Annotated in this window: 18 protein-coding genes and 1 other RNA gene; 12 read left to right on the plus strand and 7 right to left on the minus strand. The window is 49.0% G+C overall.

Annotated features, from left to right (window positions below):
• Positions 1-29: 29 nt before the first annotated feature.
• On the minus strand, positions 30-968 hold the full coding sequence (gene tdcA, locus G434_RS12730; RefSeq protein ID WP_000104211.1) for a transcriptional regulator TdcA: 939 nt from the start codon (positions 966-968) through the stop codon (positions 30-32).
• A gap of 314 nt (positions 969-1,282) precedes the next feature.
• Between tdcA and tdcR the strand changes: the two genes are divergently transcribed.
• The 3 genes from tdcR (at position 1,283) to G434_RS12715 (ending at position 3,505) form a co-directional block, all read left to right on the plus strand.
• Complete coding sequence (gene tdcR, locus G434_RS30485) at positions 1,283-1,501, plus strand: transcriptional activator TdcR (RefSeq protein ID WP_001309776.1); 219 nt, start codon at positions 1,283-1,285, stop codon at positions 1,499-1,501.
• 255 nt (positions 1,502-1,756) lie between these two features.
• Complete coding sequence (gene yhaB, locus G434_RS12720; protein ID WP_000675750.1) at positions 1,757-2,296, plus strand: protein YhaB; 540 nt, start codon at positions 1,757-1,759, stop codon at positions 2,294-2,296.
• A 21-nt stretch (positions 2,297-2,317) separates the two neighbouring features.
• The gene (locus G434_RS12715) at positions 2,318-3,505 is read left to right on the plus strand and encodes a YhaC family protein (protein ID WP_000075589.1); all 1,188 of its coding nucleotides are present in this window, start codon (positions 2,318-2,320) and stop codon (positions 3,503-3,505) included.
• A gap of 107 nt (positions 3,506-3,612) precedes the next feature.
• Here G434_RS12715 and rnpB read toward each other — a convergent pair.
• The 5 genes from rnpB to garP form a co-directional block, all read right to left on the minus strand.
• Positions 3,613-3,989, minus strand: an RNA gene (rnpB, locus tag G434_RS27655) — RNase P RNA component class A.
• A 32-nt stretch (positions 3,990-4,021) separates the two neighbouring features.
• Entirely contained in the window at positions 4,022-5,167 is a 1,146-nt protein-coding gene (garK, locus tag G434_RS12710) for a glycerate 2-kinase (RefSeq protein WP_001309778.1), read from the minus strand.
• Positions 5,168-5,263: 96 nt separating this feature from the next.
• Positions 5,264-6,154 (minus strand): 2-hydroxy-3-oxopropionate reductase, encoded by an 891-nt coding sequence (gene garR, locus G434_RS12705; protein ID WP_001377077.1) that lies wholly within the window; start codon positions 6,152-6,154, stop codon positions 5,264-5,266.
• A 29-nt stretch (positions 6,155-6,183) separates the two neighbouring features.
• Positions 6,184-6,954 (minus strand): 2-dehydro-3-deoxyglucarate aldolase, encoded by a 771-nt coding sequence (gene garL / locus G434_RS12700; protein WP_001058227.1) that lies wholly within the window; start codon positions 6,952-6,954, stop codon positions 6,184-6,186.
• A 15-nt stretch (positions 6,955-6,969) separates the two neighbouring features.
• Positions 6,970-8,304 carry a galactarate/glucarate/glycerate transporter GarP gene (gene garP, locus G434_RS12695; protein WP_000599651.1) on the minus strand — a complete coding sequence of 445 codons (1,335 nt, stop codon included), beginning with the start codon at positions 8,302-8,304 and terminating at the stop codon, positions 6,970-6,972.
• 374 nt (positions 8,305-8,678) lie between these two features.
• Between garP and garD the strand changes: the two genes are divergently transcribed.
• From garD to yhaV, 3 genes are all read left to right on the plus strand, one after another.
• Positions 8,679-10,250: a galactarate dehydratase gene (gene garD, locus G434_RS12690; protein ID WP_001273738.1), complete on the plus strand. Its 1,572-nt coding sequence runs from the start codon at positions 8,679-8,681 to the stop codon at positions 10,248-10,250.
• 148 nt (positions 10,251-10,398) lie between these two features.
• On the plus strand, positions 10,399-10,734 hold the full coding sequence (prlF, locus tag G434_RS12685) for a type II toxin-antitoxin system antitoxin PrlF (protein ID WP_001309780.1): 336 nt from the start codon (positions 10,399-10,401) through the stop codon (positions 10,732-10,734).
• A complete protein-coding gene (gene yhaV / locus G434_RS12680; RefSeq protein ID WP_000347269.1) occupies positions 10,734-11,198 on the plus strand; it encodes a type II toxin-antitoxin system ribonuclease toxin YhaV in 465 nt (154 codons plus the stop codon). The genes prlF and yhaV overlap by 1 nt, the downstream gene beginning before the upstream one ends.
• A gap of 54 nt (positions 11,199-11,252) precedes the next feature.
• Here yhaV and agaR read toward each other — a convergent pair whose 3' ends face one another.
• Positions 11,253-12,062 (minus strand): aga operon transcriptional regulator AgaR, encoded by an 810-nt coding sequence (gene agaR / locus G434_RS12675; RefSeq protein WP_000072171.1) that lies wholly within the window; start codon positions 12,060-12,062, stop codon positions 11,253-11,255.
• Positions 12,063-12,310: 248 nt separating this feature from the next.
• Here agaR and kbaZ point away from each other — a divergent pair, with 248 nt between their 5' ends.
• The 6 genes from kbaZ to nagA are packed head-to-tail and all read left to right on the plus strand — an operon-like array spanning position 12,311 to position 17,327.
• Positions 12,311-13,591: a tagatose-bisphosphate aldolase subunit KbaZ gene (kbaZ, locus tag G434_RS12670; RefSeq protein WP_000681943.1), complete on the plus strand. Its 1,281-nt coding sequence runs from the start codon at positions 12,311-12,313 to the stop codon at positions 13,589-13,591.
• A gap of 22 nt (positions 13,592-13,613) precedes the next feature.
• Positions 13,614-14,087 carry a PTS N-acetylgalactosamine transporter subunit IIB gene (agaV, locus tag G434_RS12665; RefSeq protein ID WP_001295547.1) on the plus strand — a complete coding sequence of 158 codons (474 nt, stop codon included), beginning with the start codon at positions 13,614-13,616 and terminating at the stop codon, positions 14,085-14,087.
• A 10-nt stretch (positions 14,088-14,097) separates the two neighbouring features.
• Positions 14,098-14,877, plus strand: coding sequence for a PTS N-acetylgalactosamine transporter subunit IIC (gene agaW, locus G434_RS12660; protein WP_000406214.1), 780 nt, complete (start codon positions 14,098-14,100; stop codon positions 14,875-14,877).
• Positions 14,867-15,745 (plus strand): PTS N-acetylgalactosamine transporter subunit IID, encoded by an 879-nt coding sequence (gene agaE, locus G434_RS12655; protein ID WP_001295548.1) that lies wholly within the window; start codon positions 14,867-14,869, stop codon positions 15,743-15,745. Before agaW ends, agaE begins: the two co-directional genes overlap by 11 nt.
• A gap of 17 nt (positions 15,746-15,762) precedes the next feature.
• Positions 15,763-16,197: a PTS galactosamine/N-acetylgalactosamine transporter subunit IIA gene (gene agaF / locus G434_RS12650; protein ID WP_000948818.1), complete on the plus strand. Its 435-nt coding sequence runs from the start codon at positions 15,763-15,765 to the stop codon at positions 16,195-16,197.
• Positions 16,194-17,327: an N-acetylglucosamine-6-phosphate deacetylase gene (gene nagA / locus G434_RS12645; RefSeq protein ID WP_001309781.1), complete on the plus strand. Its 1,134-nt coding sequence runs from the start codon at positions 16,194-16,196 to the stop codon at positions 17,325-17,327. The genes agaF and nagA overlap by 4 nt, the downstream gene beginning before the upstream one ends.
• The last annotated feature ends 60 nt before the right edge of the window (positions 17,328-17,387 follow it).

Genomic DNA, 17,387 nt, shown 5'->3' on the forward strand with positions numbered 1-17,387 from the left:
ATTATTTATGTTTAAATAAAAACAAATAACTAACCAACTTCAATTAATTGCCTTCGTCTACACCCATTATAAGATGAATACTCTTTGGCTAATTCCACCAAAACCGATGCTGCTTTTTTAATACGATAATTTTTCGACCATACCGCGGCATATTGTGCCACAGGTAATGTTTCTTCAACCGGAATAGTAATAAATTGATTTGAACCAAAAGGTGATGTCATATCACAAGGAATTACAGTTAAGAAATCAGCATTGAGAACAAGATTATAAATTGTCACGACTGAGTCGGTTTTAACGATGTTTTCAATACTGATGCCATTTCTTTGTAACGTGGTGAGCAGCTCGCTGTAGTACCCCATATTGGTTTGTGGCAACACCCACTGTTCGTTCTTCAACGACTCCAGCGTGGTGGTGCCGGTGCATGTTCGGGACTTACTGGCTACCAGCACAAACTCGGACTCGAACAGCGGCTCAACATGTAAATCCTGAAGCTTCATTTCTGCGCTTAACGTACCAATCGCAAAATCCAGTCGACCGTCGCGGATTGCCGGTAAGAACGAAGACAGTTGCGCTTCATACATAGAAACCTGCGCTTTCGGGAACACCTCTTTGAACTTGTTGATCATCCCGGACATAAAAGTAAAACCAATCAATGAAGGAAAACCAAATGAGACTTCCACCACCGCCTCAGAAGACATACCGCTTATCTCATTAACCATATTTTTCATTTCACGGGTAATGGATTCGGAACGGGAGAGTAACAATTGACCGGCAGGTGTTAATGTTACACCGGTATTTTTCCGCACCACTAATTCCACGCCAAAATAATCTTCAATATCGTTAATGATTTTACTGACAGCCGGTTGAGTTAACCCTAATTCTTTTGCAGCCGAGCCGATAGAACCACTTCTAATGACTTCCTGAAAGACTACCAGGTGCTGCGTTTTCGGAAGAAGAATAGTGCTCATAACGACCTACGTTAATTACCTCATTGACGGCATGAAGTGTATCAAAATGAAATGAACAGGATATGTGCGACCACTCACAAATTAACTTTCAATACTTTCCATGGTATCGTTATTCCAATTAAATATCTTTATATATCAATAAGTTAAAGTATAAAAATCAGCATAAACCCTGATTTTTGTCAAAAAAAATGACGGGGATAACCATATTTTATGGCGATAACATCATTCGTTATGTGGTTAATACAAAAAAGGGGCTGAGACCATATTTCAAGCAATTACCGGATAATTACCAGGCAAATTTTGAGTTAAATTTAATGAGCAAGTTCTCAAATTTTATTATAAATAAATCATTTTCAGCGATAAATAATGCGGCACGTCACATTTTTTCACGCTATTTGTTGGAGAACAAACATTTATTTTATCAATATGTTAAAATTTCGAATACAGGTATTGATCATCTCGAACAATTGATTAACGTCAACTTTCTCCCTCATGACAGGACGTCATTTTGTGAATGCAATCGTTTTCCATAAATTCTTCTCCCCTCATAGGTGACGAATAGCATTTTGTGTTGAGGATCACAAAACGAATAATTGCTGGTCGCCGCGATAAGGTCAGCCAAAGACAACAAGGGGAATTTTCACAGAGCTTTTGATCGGCGTAGGCCACAGAATGTTGCTTCGTTTACTGTAACGCCGGATAAATGAGCGTTTTTTGATAGTGCGAAAGAACCCTGCGAGGAAAATAAGCATCTATTATTGTTTGTCATGATGACAAGGCAGGCATCAATGAAAGGCTTCCCAATTGCACATATTTTTCACCCTTCAATCCCGCCAATGCACGCAGTGGTTAACAATCACAACAGAAATATTGATTATTGGACGGTAAAAAGAAAGTTTGCAGAAATTGTCTCCACCAATGACGTTAATAAAATATACAGTATAAGTAATGAACTGCGGAGAGTATTATCTGCAATTACTGCATTGAATTTCTATCAAGGCGATGTTCCTTCTGTCATGATTCGAATCCAACCGGAAAATATGAGTCCATTCATCATAGATATTTCTACAGGAGAACATGACGATTATATCATACAAACATTAGATGTAGGCACTTTTGCACCTTTTGGCGAACAATGTACTTGCTCAGCCGTCAATAAAAAAGAGCTGGAGTGTATTAAGGAGACGATTTCTAAGTATTGTGCAAAATTCACCCGAAAAGAAGCCATCTTAACCCCCCCTACGTACTTTAATAAAACCTCCATTCCTTCAGATTGTTGGCAAATTCTCTTTTTTTCACCCGATCATTTTAATAATGATTTTTATTGATTATTTATAAAGGATAAAATAATGTCCCCTGTTTCATCAATTGGTAATGATATTAGTAGTGATTTAGCCCGTCGAAAAATGAATGATCTTCCTGAAAGCCCCATAGGAAATAACCTCGAAGCACTAGCACCAGGAATAGAAAAACTAAAACGGACCTCTATTGAAATGGTCACTTTACTTAACGCGTTACAACCAGGTGGGAAATGTGTTATCACTGGTGATTTTCAAAAAGAATTAGCGTACTTACAAAATGTAATTCTTTATAATGATTCGTCTCTTCGTATGGATTTTTTTGGTTATAACGCCCGAATTATTCAACGATCAGACAATACCTGTGAACTTACAATTAATGAACCGTTAAAAAACCAGGAAATATCCACAGGCAATATCAATGTTAATTGCCCATTGAAAGACATTTACAATGAAATCAGGAGATTGAACGTAATCTTTAGTTGTGGGACTGGAGGTATAGTTGATCTATCCTCTCTGGACTTACGGAATGTCGATTTAGAACTTTATGATTTTACAGATAAACATATGGCCAATACAATTTTAAATCCTTTTAAATTGGATGACACAGATTTTACTAATGCCAACATGTTTCAGGTAAATTTCGTTAGCTCAAAACAAAACGCCACAATCTCATGGGATTATTTGCTAAAAATAACGCCTGTTATAACAAGCATTAACGATATGTATTCTGAAGAAAAAATTAAGCTTGTCGAAAGTTGTTTAAATGCGCTTGGAGATATTACCGAAGAACAATTAAAAATTATGAGGCTTGCAATTATAGAATCTATACCAAGAGCAACTCTAACAGATCAATTAGAAAATGAATTAACAAAAGAAATATATAAAAGCTCATCGAAAATTAACAATTACTTGAGCAGAATTAAATTGCCAGAGATGAAAGCATTCTCATCAGAAAAAATAGATTATTACATCGATATAATCATTAAAGATTATGAAAGCGTCAAAGGAAATGCTTATCTGATCGATCCAAACATTAATTACAATACAGATTTAAACATAGAGGACTCTAGCTCAGAGGAATTCCTTCCAGATAATACACTCGAGAAAGACGAAAATTCTCCAGACAATGGCTTTGAGGTCGTAAAATATAACACATATGAAGCTTATAACTCAGAGAAGCAATATTTTACCAGAGAGGACTATACGTATGATTACGACCTTTTAAATGCAATATAGACTTAATAATTTCTTACAAAGTCTATTATTAATACCGTAGATATTTATTCATCTTACACTATGCTCCAAAAAGCAAAAACCCGCCGAAGCGGGTTTTTACGTAAATCAGGTGAAACTGACCGATAAGCCGGGTTCTGTCGTGGACAGTCATTCATCTAGGCCAGCAATCGCTCACTGGCTCAAGCAGCCTACCCGGGTTCAGTACGGGCCGTACCTTATGAACCCCTATTTGGCCTTGCTCCGGGTGGAGTTTACCGTGCCACGGACTGTTACCAGCCGCGCGGTGCGCTCTTACCGCACCCTTTCACCCTTACCTGATCCCGCTTGCGCGGGCCATCGGCGGTTTGCTCTCTGTTGCACTGGTCGTGGGTTTCCCCCCCAGGCGTTACCTGGCACCCTGCCCTATGGAGCCCGGACTTTCCTCCCCTCCGCCCGTCTCCCCCGAAGAGGACGACGACGAAGCGGCGACTGTCTGGTCAGCTTCGGCGCGCAGTATAGAGGGTTTGCGCGCCCTTGTCACCCCACGTTGCGCATTCCAATCGCCAGTGTCGCGGCGATATTACGTGAAGCACGGTAAATATTGTCATAAGCCCCGCGGAATGCTTCGTCCAACGTACCAATACTGGTCAATACGCTGAAGACCGCATCAATGCCATGCTGATGTACAACGCCAACATCATTGGTCAGGCTACCCGCAATGCCAATCACCGGTTTATGGTACTTTTTCGCCACGTTTGCGACGCCAATCGGAACCTTGCCGTGAATACTCTGGCTGTCAATACGCCCTTCACCGGTGATCACCAGTGTACAATCGTGAATATGTTCCTCCAGATTCAGCGCCGTAGTGACGATTTCAATACCACTTTTCAGTTCCGCACCAAGAAACGCCATTAGCGCCGCGCCCATACCACCCGCAGCTCCTGCGCCGGGGACATCTTTCACATCAACATGCAGCGCTTTTTTAATGACATCGGCATAGTGAGAGAGGTTATTGTCCAGCTCAACAATCATCGCTTCACTGGCTCCCTTTTGTGGGCCAAAGATGCGCGATGCACCGTTATCGCCCACCAGCGGATTGGTGACATCACAAGCGACGCGAATGACGCAATCTTTTAAGCGCGGATCGAGGCCGGAAATATCAATATCATTCAGAGTATTAAGACTACCGCCGCCAAAACCAATTTCATTGCCGTTGGCGTCGCATAATTTCGCCCCCAGCGCCTGTACCATGCCTGCACCGCCATCATTTGTAGCGCTACCGCCAATGCCGATAATAATGTTTGTCGCGCCGCTCTCCAGCGCCTGCAGGATTAACTCGCCTGTGCCACGTGAAGTGGTCACGAGTGGATCGCGTTTTTCCGCAGGTACCAGCTCCAGCCCACTGGCCGCCGCCATTTCAATAAACGCGGTTTTGCCATCGCCGGAGATCCCCCAACTGGCATTCACCTTCTCGCCCAGCGGCCCTGTAACCCAGGCGTGACGTTCGGAACCCTGGGTGGCTGCAATCATCGCTTCCACCGTTCCTTCGCCACCGTCGGCAACCGGAACAGAAACGTACTGTGCATCAGGAAAAATTTCCCGAAATCCTTTTTCTATCGCCTGCGCAACCTCGCTGGCAGATAAACTTTCTTTATAAGAGTCTGGGGCGATTACGATTTTCATACCTATGCCTGTTACCACATGACGCCGGAGGGCGTTTCTCTTATTCGGCCTGGATTCCAGGCCCGGATTGCAATACGCCATCCGGGCACGACGTCATTAACGAGTAACTTCGACTTTCGCCAGTTTTTCGTAGTAGCACGCCAGGGCGCTATGATCTGCCGTTCCTAAACCATCTGCTCGCACTGCCTGCATCATCTCCATAACCGCAGCTGTGAGCGGCAGTTGCGCGCCGACGCCGTGGGAAGTATCCAGCGCATTTGCCAGATCCTTAATATGCAGATCAATACGGAAGCCCGGCTTGAAGTTGCGGTCCATCACCATCGGCGCTTTGGCATCCAGCACGGTACTGCCCGCCAGTCCACCGCGAATTGCCTGATACACCAAATCCGGGTTAACGCCCGCTTTGGTTGCCAGCGTTAACGCTTCTGACATCGCGGCAATATTCAGCGCCACAATGACCTGATTTGCCAGTTTGGTGACGTTACCTGCACCGATTTCCCCGGTATGCACCACGGAACCCGCCATCGCTTTCATCAAATCATAGTATTTGTCGAAAATAGCCTTGTCGCCGCCCACCATCACTGACAGCGTACCGTCGATAGCTTTCGGTTCACCGCCGCTCACCGGAGCATCCAGCATATCAATGCCTTTCGCTTTCAGCGCTTCGCTGATTTCACGGCTTGCCAGCGGTGCGATAGAACTCATATCGATCAATACCGTACCTGGCTTCGCGCCTTCAATAATGCCATTCTCACCCAGCGCCACCTCTTTCACATGAGGGGAGTTTGGTAGCATGGTTATGATGACGTCGCACTGTTCAGCGATCGCTTTAGCCGTAGAGGCTGTTTCTGCACCTGCAGCAATCACGTCAGCAATAGCTTCTGGGTTACGGTCAGCAACCACCAGCGAGTAACCTGCTTTCAGAAGGTTTTTACTCATTGGTTTACCCATAATCCCCAGGCCAATAAAACCAACTTTCATAGTCATATCAATCATCTCTCTTGTTGCGGTGGTGGTTATTTTTTAAAGGTATCAGCCAGTTTCTGAGTGGCAGAGCGGAAGACGCCGAGATCGCTGCCGACAGCCACAAACGTCGCACCCCATTCCAGATAACGACGCGCATCGGCTTCGACCGGTGCGAGGATACCGCTGGGTTTGCCGTGCGCACTGGCACGGTTAAAAATATGCTGAATTGCTTTTTGTACATCCGGGTGCGAGGCATTGCCGAGATGGCCTAATGCCGCAGCCAGATCGCTGGGGCCGACGAAGATACCGTCTACGCCTTCGGTAGCGGCAATGGCATCGACGTTATCTACGCCCTGCTGACTTTCTATCTGGACCAGAATGGTGATGTTCTTGTTCGACTGAGCGAAATAATCCGCCACGGTGCCAAACATATTGGCGCGGTGAGAAACGGAGACGCCGCGAATGCCTTCCGGTGGGTAACGGGTTGATGCCACCGCCTGCTCTGCTTCCTCTTTTGTTTCTACAAAAGGAATCAGGAAGTTATAGAAACCGATATCCAGAAGACGCTTAATAATTACCGGCTCGTTGGTCGGCACTCGCACTACTGGCGCGCTGGCGCTGCCTTTCAGGGCCATTAACTGCGGAATAAACGTGGAGATATCGTTTGGCGCATGTTCGCCATCCAGCACCAGCCAGTCAAACCCAGCCAAACCAAGAACTTCAGTGCTAATCGGGTTAGAGAGTGCTGACCAGCAACCAATTTGTACCTGTTTCGCAGCCAGTGCGGCTTTGAATTTATTCGGGAAAACATCGTTATTCATCGCTTATACCTTTGCTTATTTCTGCAATTCCATACGTTTAATGTCGCCAACTACAAAGAGGTAGCAGACCATCGCCATCAGCGCTGAACATCCCACGAAAACCAGTGCTGCATTGAAGGAGTGCAGTTCACTTACCAGATAGCCAATCACCAGTGGAGTGACAATGGAGGCAACATTGCCAAAGACGTTAAAGACGCCGCCGCAGAGGCCAACAATCTCTTTCGGCGCGGTGTCAGAAATTACCGGCCAGCCCAGCGCACCAAATCCTTTGCCAAAGAAAGCCAGCGCCATCAGCATGACCACCAGCGTGGTGTTGTTGGTGTAGTTACATAAGATGATGGTGGAAGCCAGCAACATTCCCAGCACAATCGGTAGCTTACGTGCCAGGGTCAGGGACAAACCGCGTTTGATCAGATAATCCGAGAAGACACCTCCCAGCACGCCGCCCGCAAAGCCACACAGTGCCGGAATCGAGGCGACCAGACCCACTTTCAGAATCGACATGCCTTTTTCCTGCACCAGATAAATTGGGAACCAGGTGAGGAAAAACCAGGTGATGGTGTTGATAAAATATTGTCCGAAAAATACGCCCAGCATCATGCGGTTAGAGAGCAATTGCTTGATGTAATGCAGTTTGGGACCGCTTGCTGCCGCACTGCCCGGCTTTTTATGGTCCATATCGACCACCGCGCCATTTTCTGAGATAAACTTCAGCTCTTCCGCAGACATACGTGGGTGATCTGTCGGGTTATGAATCAACTTGATCCACAGCGCCGTCAGCACAAAACCAATTACCCCCATAACGGTAAAGACGTGCTCCCAGCCCCAGGCGAAAGTCAGCCAGCCAAGCAGCGGCGAAAAGAGCGCCAGCGAGAAATATTGCGCCGAGTTAAAGATGGCGGAGGCAGTACCACGTTCTTTCGTCGGGAACCAGGCGGCGACAATACGGGCGTTCGCCGGGAATGATGGCGCTTCCGAGAACCCCAGCATAAAGCGCATAAAGAACATGGAGATCCCTGCCCAGGCCAACGGGAACATATCAACAAAGCCTTGCAGGAAGGTGAACAGCGACCAGAAAAAGAGGCTGTAGGTGTAAACTTTTTTCGAGCCAAACTTATCAAGCAACCAGCCGCCGGGGATTTGCATCAGCAGGTAGGCCCAGCCAAAAGCGGAGAAGATGTAACCCATCGAAACCGCACTTAACTGCAACTCTTTTGCCACTTCGGTACCAGCAATAGACAGCGTTGCACGATCGGCGTAGTTAACGGCGGTAACAATAAAAATAATCAGTAATATTAAATAGCGGGTATGCACGCCTTTCTTTTTTACGTCAACGGTGTCCAGAATCATTTTATTTACCTCGGGTACTTATGCTGATTTTTATTATTATGGGGAAGGTGTTATTTATGAGTTTTATTTATGCCGTTACGGCAATGAACTCGGGAATTAGTATAAGCAGCGCGAGAATAATAATCATTGTGCAAATGCTAATTTAATTAATACTATTTAAATATTATTTTGAGCATATGCACATAAGGTTGCGCGCTAAAGCACAGATTTGCGCTTTACCTTACCGTGCGGCACTGCAATCCCTGAAATGATTGACATTGATCACATTTCTGCGTTTAAACTCCTGACATTCTTATTTCACCCAATGAAGTCATTTATTTTTAAATGAGACCAGGTCCTCATTTTAATAACCCCTGGCTGGAGAATATTGCACAATGGCCAACATCGAAATCAGACAAGAAACGCCAACTGCGTTTTATATAAAAGTTCACGACACAGATAATGTGGCAATTATTGTTAATGATAATGGCCTGAAAGCAGGAACGCGTTTTCCGGATGGGCTGGAATTAATTGAACATATTCCCCAGGGGCATAAAGTCGCATTGCTGGACATTCCGGCTAATGGTGAAATTATTCGTTATGGCGAAGTGATTGGTTACGCCGTGCGCGCAATCCCACGCGGAAGCTGGATCGACGAATCAATGGTTGTACTACCGGAAGCGCCGCCGTTACACACGCTGCCACTGGCAACCAAAGTCCCGGCCCCCTTACCGCCACTGGAAGGATACACCTTTGAGGGCTATCGCAATGCCGATGGCAGCGTGGGCACCAAAAACCTGCTCGGCATCACCACCAGCGTCCACTGTGTGGCAGGCGTGGTGGACTATGTAGTAAAAATCATTGAACGCGATCTGCTACCGAAATACCCGAACGTCGATGGCGTGGTGGGGCTGAATCATTTGTACGGTTGTGGCGTGGCGATTAACGCACCGGCGGCAGTTGTGCCTATTCGTACCATTCACAATATTTCGCTGAACCCTAACTTTGGCGGCGAAGTAATGGTGATTGGTCTGGGTTGTGAAAAGTTGCAGCCTGAACGCCTGCTGACTGGAACGGATGATGTGCAAGCTATTCCAGTAGAAAGCGCCAGCATTGTCAGTTTGCAGGATGAAAAGCATGTCGGTTTTCAGTCCATGGTCGAGGATATTTTGCAGGTCGCCGAACGCCATTTGCACAAACTGAATCAACGGCAGCGAGAAACCTGTCCGGCTTCAGAACTGGTTGTCGGCATGCAGTGCGGCGGTAGCGATGCGTTTTCTGGCGTAACGGCAAACCCGGCGGTTGGGTATGCGTCTGATCTACTGGTGCGCTGCGGCGCAACGGTGATGTTTTCAGAAGTCACGGAAGTGCGTGACGCGATCCATCTGCTGACACCACGCGCAGTGAACGAAGAGGTCGGCAAACGGCTGCTGGAGGAGATGGAGTGGTACGATAACTATCTCAATATGGGAAAAACCGACCGCAGCGCCAACCCTTCGCCGGGCAACAAGAAAGGCGGTCTGGCAAACGTGGTGGAGAAAGCGCTCGGCTCCATTGCTAAATCGGGTAAAAGTGCAATTGTTGAAGTGCTGTCGCCCGGTCAACGCCCGACTAAACGCGGATTAATTTACGCCGCGACGCCAGCCAGTGATTTTGTCTGTGGCACACAACAGGTGGCTTCAGGGATTACCGTGCAAGTGTTTACGACCGGTCGCGGTACGCCGTACGGCCTGATGGCGGTACCCGTCATTAAAATGGCGACCCGCACCGAGCTGGCGAACCGCTGGTTTGATTTAATGGATATTAATGCGGGCACCATCGCTACCGGCGAAGAAACTATTGAAGAGGTGGGCTGGAAGTTGTTCCACTTTATTCTCGACGTCGCCAGCGGGAAGAAGAAAACCTTCTCAGATCAATGGGGACTGCATAACCAGCTGGCGGTGTTTAACCCGGCACCGGTGACCTGATTTCTTTTGGAACGTCCCTCGCAAAACATGGCCTTAGTGCCATGTTTTTATTGTTTAAAGTCCCCACGTCCATTAATAATGCATTTGCATTACCTTAGTTCAAGCTTATAATTTGAGCAGAAAACAGGCTGTAAAAGGACAGTGAATCATGCCCGCTAATGCTCGCTCTCACGCTGTACTGACCACTGAATCAAAGGTCACGATACGCGGACAAACAACTATCCCCGCGCCAGTGCGTGAGGCCTTAAAACTGAAGCCAGGCCAGGACAGCATTCATTACGAAATTCTGCCTGGTGGGCAAGTATTTATGTGCCGACTGGGAGATGAACAGGAGGATCATACTATGAATGCATTTTTGCGTTTTCTGGATGCAGATATCCAGAACACCCCGCAAAAAACTCGTCCATTCAACATTCAACAAGGAAAGAAACTTGTCGCTGGCATGGACGTCAACATTGATGATGAGATTGGCGACGACGAATAATGGATTTTCCACAAAGGGTTAATGGTTGGGCGCTATATGCTCATCCCTGTTTTCAGGAAACCTACGACGCTTTAGTTGCCGAAGTCGAGACATTAAAGGGAAAAGATCCTGAAAATTATCAGAGAAAAGCCGCCACAAAGTTATTGGCGGTAGTCCATAAAGTGATTGAGGAGCATATCACGGTCAATCCATCATCACCGGCATTCCGTCATGGCAAGTCGTTAGGCTCTGGGAAAAATAAAGACTGGTCACGGGTAAAATTTGGTGCTGGTCGTTATCGTCTCTTCTTTCGTTATAGTGAAAAAGAGAAAGTCATCATTCTGGGATGGATGAACGATGAAAACACTCTGCGCACCTACGGTAAAAAAACAGATGCTTATACCGTATTCAGCAAAATGTTAAAAAGAGGACATCCTCCTGCCGACTGGGAAACCCTCACCCGAGAGGCAGAAGAAACCCATTGATGGTGTTCACAATGCCCGCCGAACGCATTCGTGTTGACCAGCGGGCACCCTTTCTCACTCCCCGACCAGAATCACTTCAACCCCAGCCTTTCGCAGGCCTTCCAGACTATCCGCAGGAATGCCTTCATCAACAATGATCATGTCGATACGTTGAGTATCAATGATCTTATGTAAACTGGAACGATTGAACTTACTGGAATCGGTGACCACGATGATCCGTTCCGCAACTTCGCACATCCGGCGGTTTAAACGGGCTTCATCTTCATTATGCGTACTGACGCCGCGCTCCAGATCGATCGCATCTACGCCAAGAAACAGCATATCGAAGTGGTAATTTTGCAGCGATTGTTCAGCCTGATCGCCGTAAAAAGATTGCGACTGACGGCGCAAATGCCCGCCGGTCATCAGCAGCTCAACGCCTTCCGCTTCCAGCAACGCATTAGCCACGTTCATACCGTTGGTCATCGCAATTACGTCAGTGTGCTTGCGCATCAGACGAGCAATCTCAAAAGTGGTGGTCCCGGAATCGAGGATCACCCGATGACCTGGCTGAATCAACTCAACGGCAGCTTTCGCAACGCTGCGTTTCATCGCGGTGTTCAGCGCGCTTTTATCTTCCACTGATGGCTCGACTGACGGCGTGGTGCTATCGCAGATCAACGCGCCGCCATAGGCACGCACAGCGATCCCCTGCTTTTCCAGAAACGCCAGATCGTTGCGGATCGTCACAGTAGATACGCCATACAATGCCGACAGATCGTTAACCTGCACACTCCCTTGCTGTCGCAGACGCTGAATGATCTGTTCTCGTCGCTCGCTGGTGCCTGTCATTCGCTTCTCACCTGAAGCGTCGGTATTACTCATAGTAAGTCCTTTCGTAAAACTTTCGTTTCATTTCGTTTTGCCTATTAACGCCTTTCTATTAAGCAAATGCAAGCCCACCTTACCCATTGGCGCAAGCTACTCTCGTTTCAGTGGCTTTCATTATGTTTCTTTTGTGAATCAGATCAGAAAACTATTATCTTTCGTTTTATTTTTATCTCACCATGGCGCAGTATCAACTGAAACAAAACGAAAGATTAATATCGCAGTAATCTGAACTGGAGAGGAAAGTGAAACATCTGACAGAAATGGTGAGACAGCACAAAGCGGGCAAAACAAATGGGATTTATGCCGTTTGTTCCGCACATCCGCTGGTGCTGGAAGCTGCAATCCGCTACGCCAGTGCAAACCAAACGCCGTTACTGATTGAAGCGACCTCCAATCAGGTGGACCAGTTCGGCGGTTATACCGGAATGACGCCCGCCGATTTTCGCGGCTTTGTTTGTCAGCTCGCCGACTCGTTGAATTTCCCACAGGATGCGTTGATTCTGGGTGGCGACCATCTGGGTCCAAATCGCTGGCAAAACCTGCCTGCCGCTCAGGCAATGGCCAATGCCGATGATTTGATTAAAAGCTACGTGGCGGCAGGATTCAAAAAAATTCACCTTGATTGCAGCATGTCCTGTCAGGACGATCCGGTTCCCTTAACTGATGACATCGTGGCTGAACGCGCCGCACGTCTGGCGAAAGTGGCGGAAGAAACCTGTCGTGAACACTTTGGCGAAGCCGATCTGGTGTATGTCATTGGTACCGAAGTACCGGTACCTGGCGGCGCGCATGAAACCTTAAGCGAGCTGGCGGTCACCACGCCGGATGCCGCCCGCGCCACGCTGGAAGCCCATCGTCACGCCTTTGAAAAGCAAGGTCTGAGTGCCATCTGGCCACGCATCATTGCTCTGGTGGTTCAACCCGGCGTCGAATTCGATCACACCAACGTTATTGATTATCAGCCCGTCAAAGCGACCGCCTTAAGCCAGATGGTCGAAAACTACGAAACGCTGATTTTCGAAGCGCACTCTACCGATTACCAAACGCCGCAATCGTTGCGCCAGCTAGTGATTGACCACTTTGCCATTCTGAAAGTTGGCCCGGCGCTGACCTTCGCCCTGCGTGAAGCTCTGTTCTCTCTGGCAGCGATTGAAGAAGAACTGGTGCCAGCAAAAGCCTGTTCTGGTCTGCGTCAGGTGCTGGAAAACGTGATGCTCGACCGCCCGGAATACTGGCAAAGCCACTACCACGGTGACGGCAACGCGCGTCGTCTGGCGCGTGGTTATAGCTACTCGGATCGCGTGCGCTATTACTGGCCGGACAGCCAGATTGATGACGCTTTCGCTCATCTGGTTCGTAATCTGGCGGATTCACCAATTCCGCTACCGCTCATCAGCCAGTATTTGCCGCTGCAATACGTGAAAGTTCGCTCCGGCGAGCTGCAGCCAACACCACGGGAACTCATTATCAACCATATTCAGGACATCCTGGCGCAGTACCACACAGCCTGTGAAGGCCAATAAGCAAAACAAAGAGGAACACGCTATGCCAAATATTGTTTTAAGCCGGATTGATGAGCGTTTGATTCACGGTCAGGTCGGCGTTCAGTGGGTCGGATTTGCGGGGGCAAATCTGGTGCTGGTAGCCAACGATGAGGTTGCCGAAGATCCGGTACAACAAAACCTGATGGAAATGGTACTGGCAGAAGGGATCGCCGTACGTTTCTGGACGCTGCAAAAAGTTATCGACAACATCCACCGCGCCGCCGATCGACAGAAAATCCTGCTGGTTTGTAAAACACCTGCCGATTTCCTGACGCTGGTGAAAGGTGGCGTTCCGGTGAATCGCATTAACGTTGGCAATATGCACTACGCCAATGGCAAGCAACAAATCGCCAAAACGGTTTCTGTGGATGCGGGCGATATCGCAGCATTTAACGACCTGAAAGCCGCTGGGGTGGAATGCTTCGTTCAGGGCGTCCCGACAGAGCCTGCTGTGGACCTCTTTAAATTACTTTGAGGGATTCATCATGGAAATCAGTCTGTTGCAGGCATTCGCGTTGGGCATTATCGCCTTTATCGCTGGCCTGGATATGTTTAACGGCTTAACCCATATGCACCGCCCGGTGGTCCTCGGCCCGTTAGTCGGGCTGGTACTTGGCGATCTGCATACCGGTATTTTAACCGGCGGTACGCTGGAACTGGTGTGGATGGGGCTGGCCCCGCTGGCAGGCGCACAACCGCCTAACGTGATTATCGGTACTATCGTCGGCACGGCGTTTGCCATTACTACTGGCGTGAAACCCGATGTCGCGGTCGGTGTCGCCGTACCTTTCGCTGTCGCAGTACAGATGGGGATTACCTTCCTGTTCTCGGTGATGTCTGGCGTAATGTCCCGCTGCGACCGGATGGCGGAGAACGCCGATACTCGCGGCATTGAACGCGTGAACTATCTGGCACTGCTGGCACTCGGCACTTTCTATTTTCTCTGCGCTTTCCTGCCTATCTACTTCGGCGCGGAACATGCAAAAACCATCATTGATGTCCTGCCGCAACGATTAATCGACGGCCTCGGCGTCGCGGGCGGCATCATGCCAGCAATCGGTTTTGCCGTGCTGCTGAAAATCATGATGAAAAACGTCTACATCCCCTACTTCATCCTGGGCTTTGTTGCCGCAGCCTGGCTCAAGTTACCGGTGCTGGCTATTGCTGCCGCCGCGCTGGCGATGGCGCTGATCGACCTGCTGCGTAAATCTCCTGAACCGACTCAACCTGCGGCACAGAAAGAGGAATTTGAAGATGGCATCTAATCAAACCACCCTGCCGAACGTCAGTGAAAACGAAGAAACACTGCTGACTGGCGTCAATGAAAACGTGTATGAAGATCAGAGCATTGGCGCAGAGCTGACAAAAAAAGATATCAACCGCGTCGCCTGGCGTTCCATGCTGTTACAAGCGTCTTTTAACTACGAACGTATGCAGGCTTCCGGCTGGTTGTACGGTCTGCTGCCTGCTCTGAAAAAGATCCACACTAATAAACGCGACCTGGCGCGCGCCATGAAGGGGCATATGGGTTTCTTCAATACCCATCCGTTTCTGGTGACGTTTGTTATCGGCATTATCCTTGCGATGGAGCGTTCTAAGCAGGACGTTAACAGTATTCAGAGCACCAAAATTGCCGTCGGTGCGCCGCTCGGCGGGATTGGCGATGCAATGTTCTGGCTGACGCTACTGCCGATTTGTGGCGGGATTGGTGCAAGCCTCGCGCTACAAGGCTCTATTCTTGGCGCTGTCGTCTTTATTGTGCTGTTCAACGTGGTACACCTGGGGCTGCGTTTTGGTCTGGCGCATTATGCTTATCGCATGGGCGTGGCGGCGATTCCACTCATTAAAGCGAATACCAAAAAAGTCGGCCATGCTGCGTCAATCGTTGGGATGACGGTAATCGGCGCGCTGGTAGCAACCTATGTTCGTTTAAGCACCACGCTGGAAATCACCGCTGGCGATGCAGTGGTTAAGTTACAGGCTGATGTTATCGACAAACTGATGCCTGCCTTCTTACCGCTGGTCTACACCCTGACCATGTTCTGGCTGGTACGCCGCGGCTGGAGTCCGCTGCGCCTGATTGCAGTTACCGTGGTTCTCGGTATCGTCGGTAAATTCTGTCATTTCCTTTAAATACAATGAGGTATTAGATGTTAAGTATTATTTTGACAGGGCATGGCGGATTTGCCAGCGGCATGGAAAAAGCAATGAAGCAAATCCTCGGCGAGCAATCGCAGTTTATCGCCATCGATTTTCCGGAAACCTCAAGCACCGCGCTGCTTACATCGCAGCTTGAAGAGGCCTTCGCCCAACTGGATTGTGAAGACGGCATTGTTTTTCTGACAGATTTGCTGGGCGGCACGCCGTTTCGCGTAGCTTCAACGCTGGCGATGCAAAAACCGGGCTGTGAAGTGATCACCGGCACCAATTTGCAACTGCTACTGGAGATGGTGCTGGAGCGCGAAGGGTTAAGCGGTGAAGAGTTCCGTGTGCAGGCGCTGGAGTGTGGACACCGTGGGCTGACCAGTTTGGTGGACGAGTTAGGCCGCTGCCATGAAGAATGTCCGGTCGAGGAAGGAATATGACACACGTTCTGCGCGCCAGAAGGCTGCTGACTGAAGAGGGATGGCTCGATGACCATCAGTTGCGTATTGCTGACGGTGTAATCGCAGCAATCGAACCGATTCCAGTGGGCGTGACTGAACGCGATGCGGAACTGCTCTGCCCCGCTTACATCGACACCCATGTACACGGTGGTGCGGGCGTTGATGTAATGGATGACGCGCCGGATGTGCTCGACAAGCTGGCAATGCACAAGGCACGCGAAGGTGTCGGCAGTTGGTTACCGACCACCGTAACCGCGCCGCTTAATACCATTCATGCGGCGCTGAAACGTATTGCTCAACGTTGCCAACGCGGCGGACCTGGTGCGCAAGTGCTGGGGAGTTATCTCGAAGGACCATACTTCACGCCGCAGAATAAAGGCGCGCATCCGCCGGAGCTGTTTCGCGAGCTGGAAATTGCCGAGCTGGATCAGTTGATTGCCGTTTCTCAGCACACCTTGCGCGTGGTAGCGCTGGCACCGGAAAAAGAAGGGGCATTGCAGGCCATCCGCCATCTTAAACAGCAAAACGTACGGGTGATGCTGGGGCATAGCGCGGCGACCTGGCAACAAACCCGTGCCGCGTTTGACGCTGGTGCCGACGGCCTGGTGCATTGCTATAACGGGATGACAGGTTTACATCACCGCGAACCGGGAATGGTTGGCGCGGGATTAACGGACAAGCGCGCCTGGCTGGAACTGATAGCCGATGGTCATCATGTGCATCCGGCGGCGATGTCGCTGTGTTGTTGCTGTGCAAAAGAGAGAATCGTGCTCATCACCGACGCGATGCAGGCAGCAGGGATGCCGGATGGTCGCTATACGTTATGTGGTGAAGAAGTGCAGATGCACGGTGGCGTTGTCCGTACCGCGTCCGGTGGGCTGGCGGGCAGTACGCTGTCTGTCGATGCGGCAGTGCGCAACATGGTTGAGTTGGCGGGTGTAACGCCTGCCGAAGCCATCCATATGGCGTCGCTGCATCCGGCGCAAATGCTGGGTGTTGATGATGTTCTGGGATCGCTTAAACCGGGCAAACGCGCCAGCATCGTTGCGCTGGATAGCGGGCTGCATGTGCAACAAATCTGGATTCAGGGTCAATTAGCTTCGTTTTGATGGTTTGCTCCTTTATTGGGCCTTCACTTCCCCCGTAAGGCCTTTCTTTTTCTTTCGTTG

It is taken from the genome of Escherichia sp. KTE172, assembly GCF_000408845.1.
GTDB lineage: Bacteria > Pseudomonadota > Gammaproteobacteria > Enterobacterales > Enterobacteriaceae > Escherichia > Escherichia coli.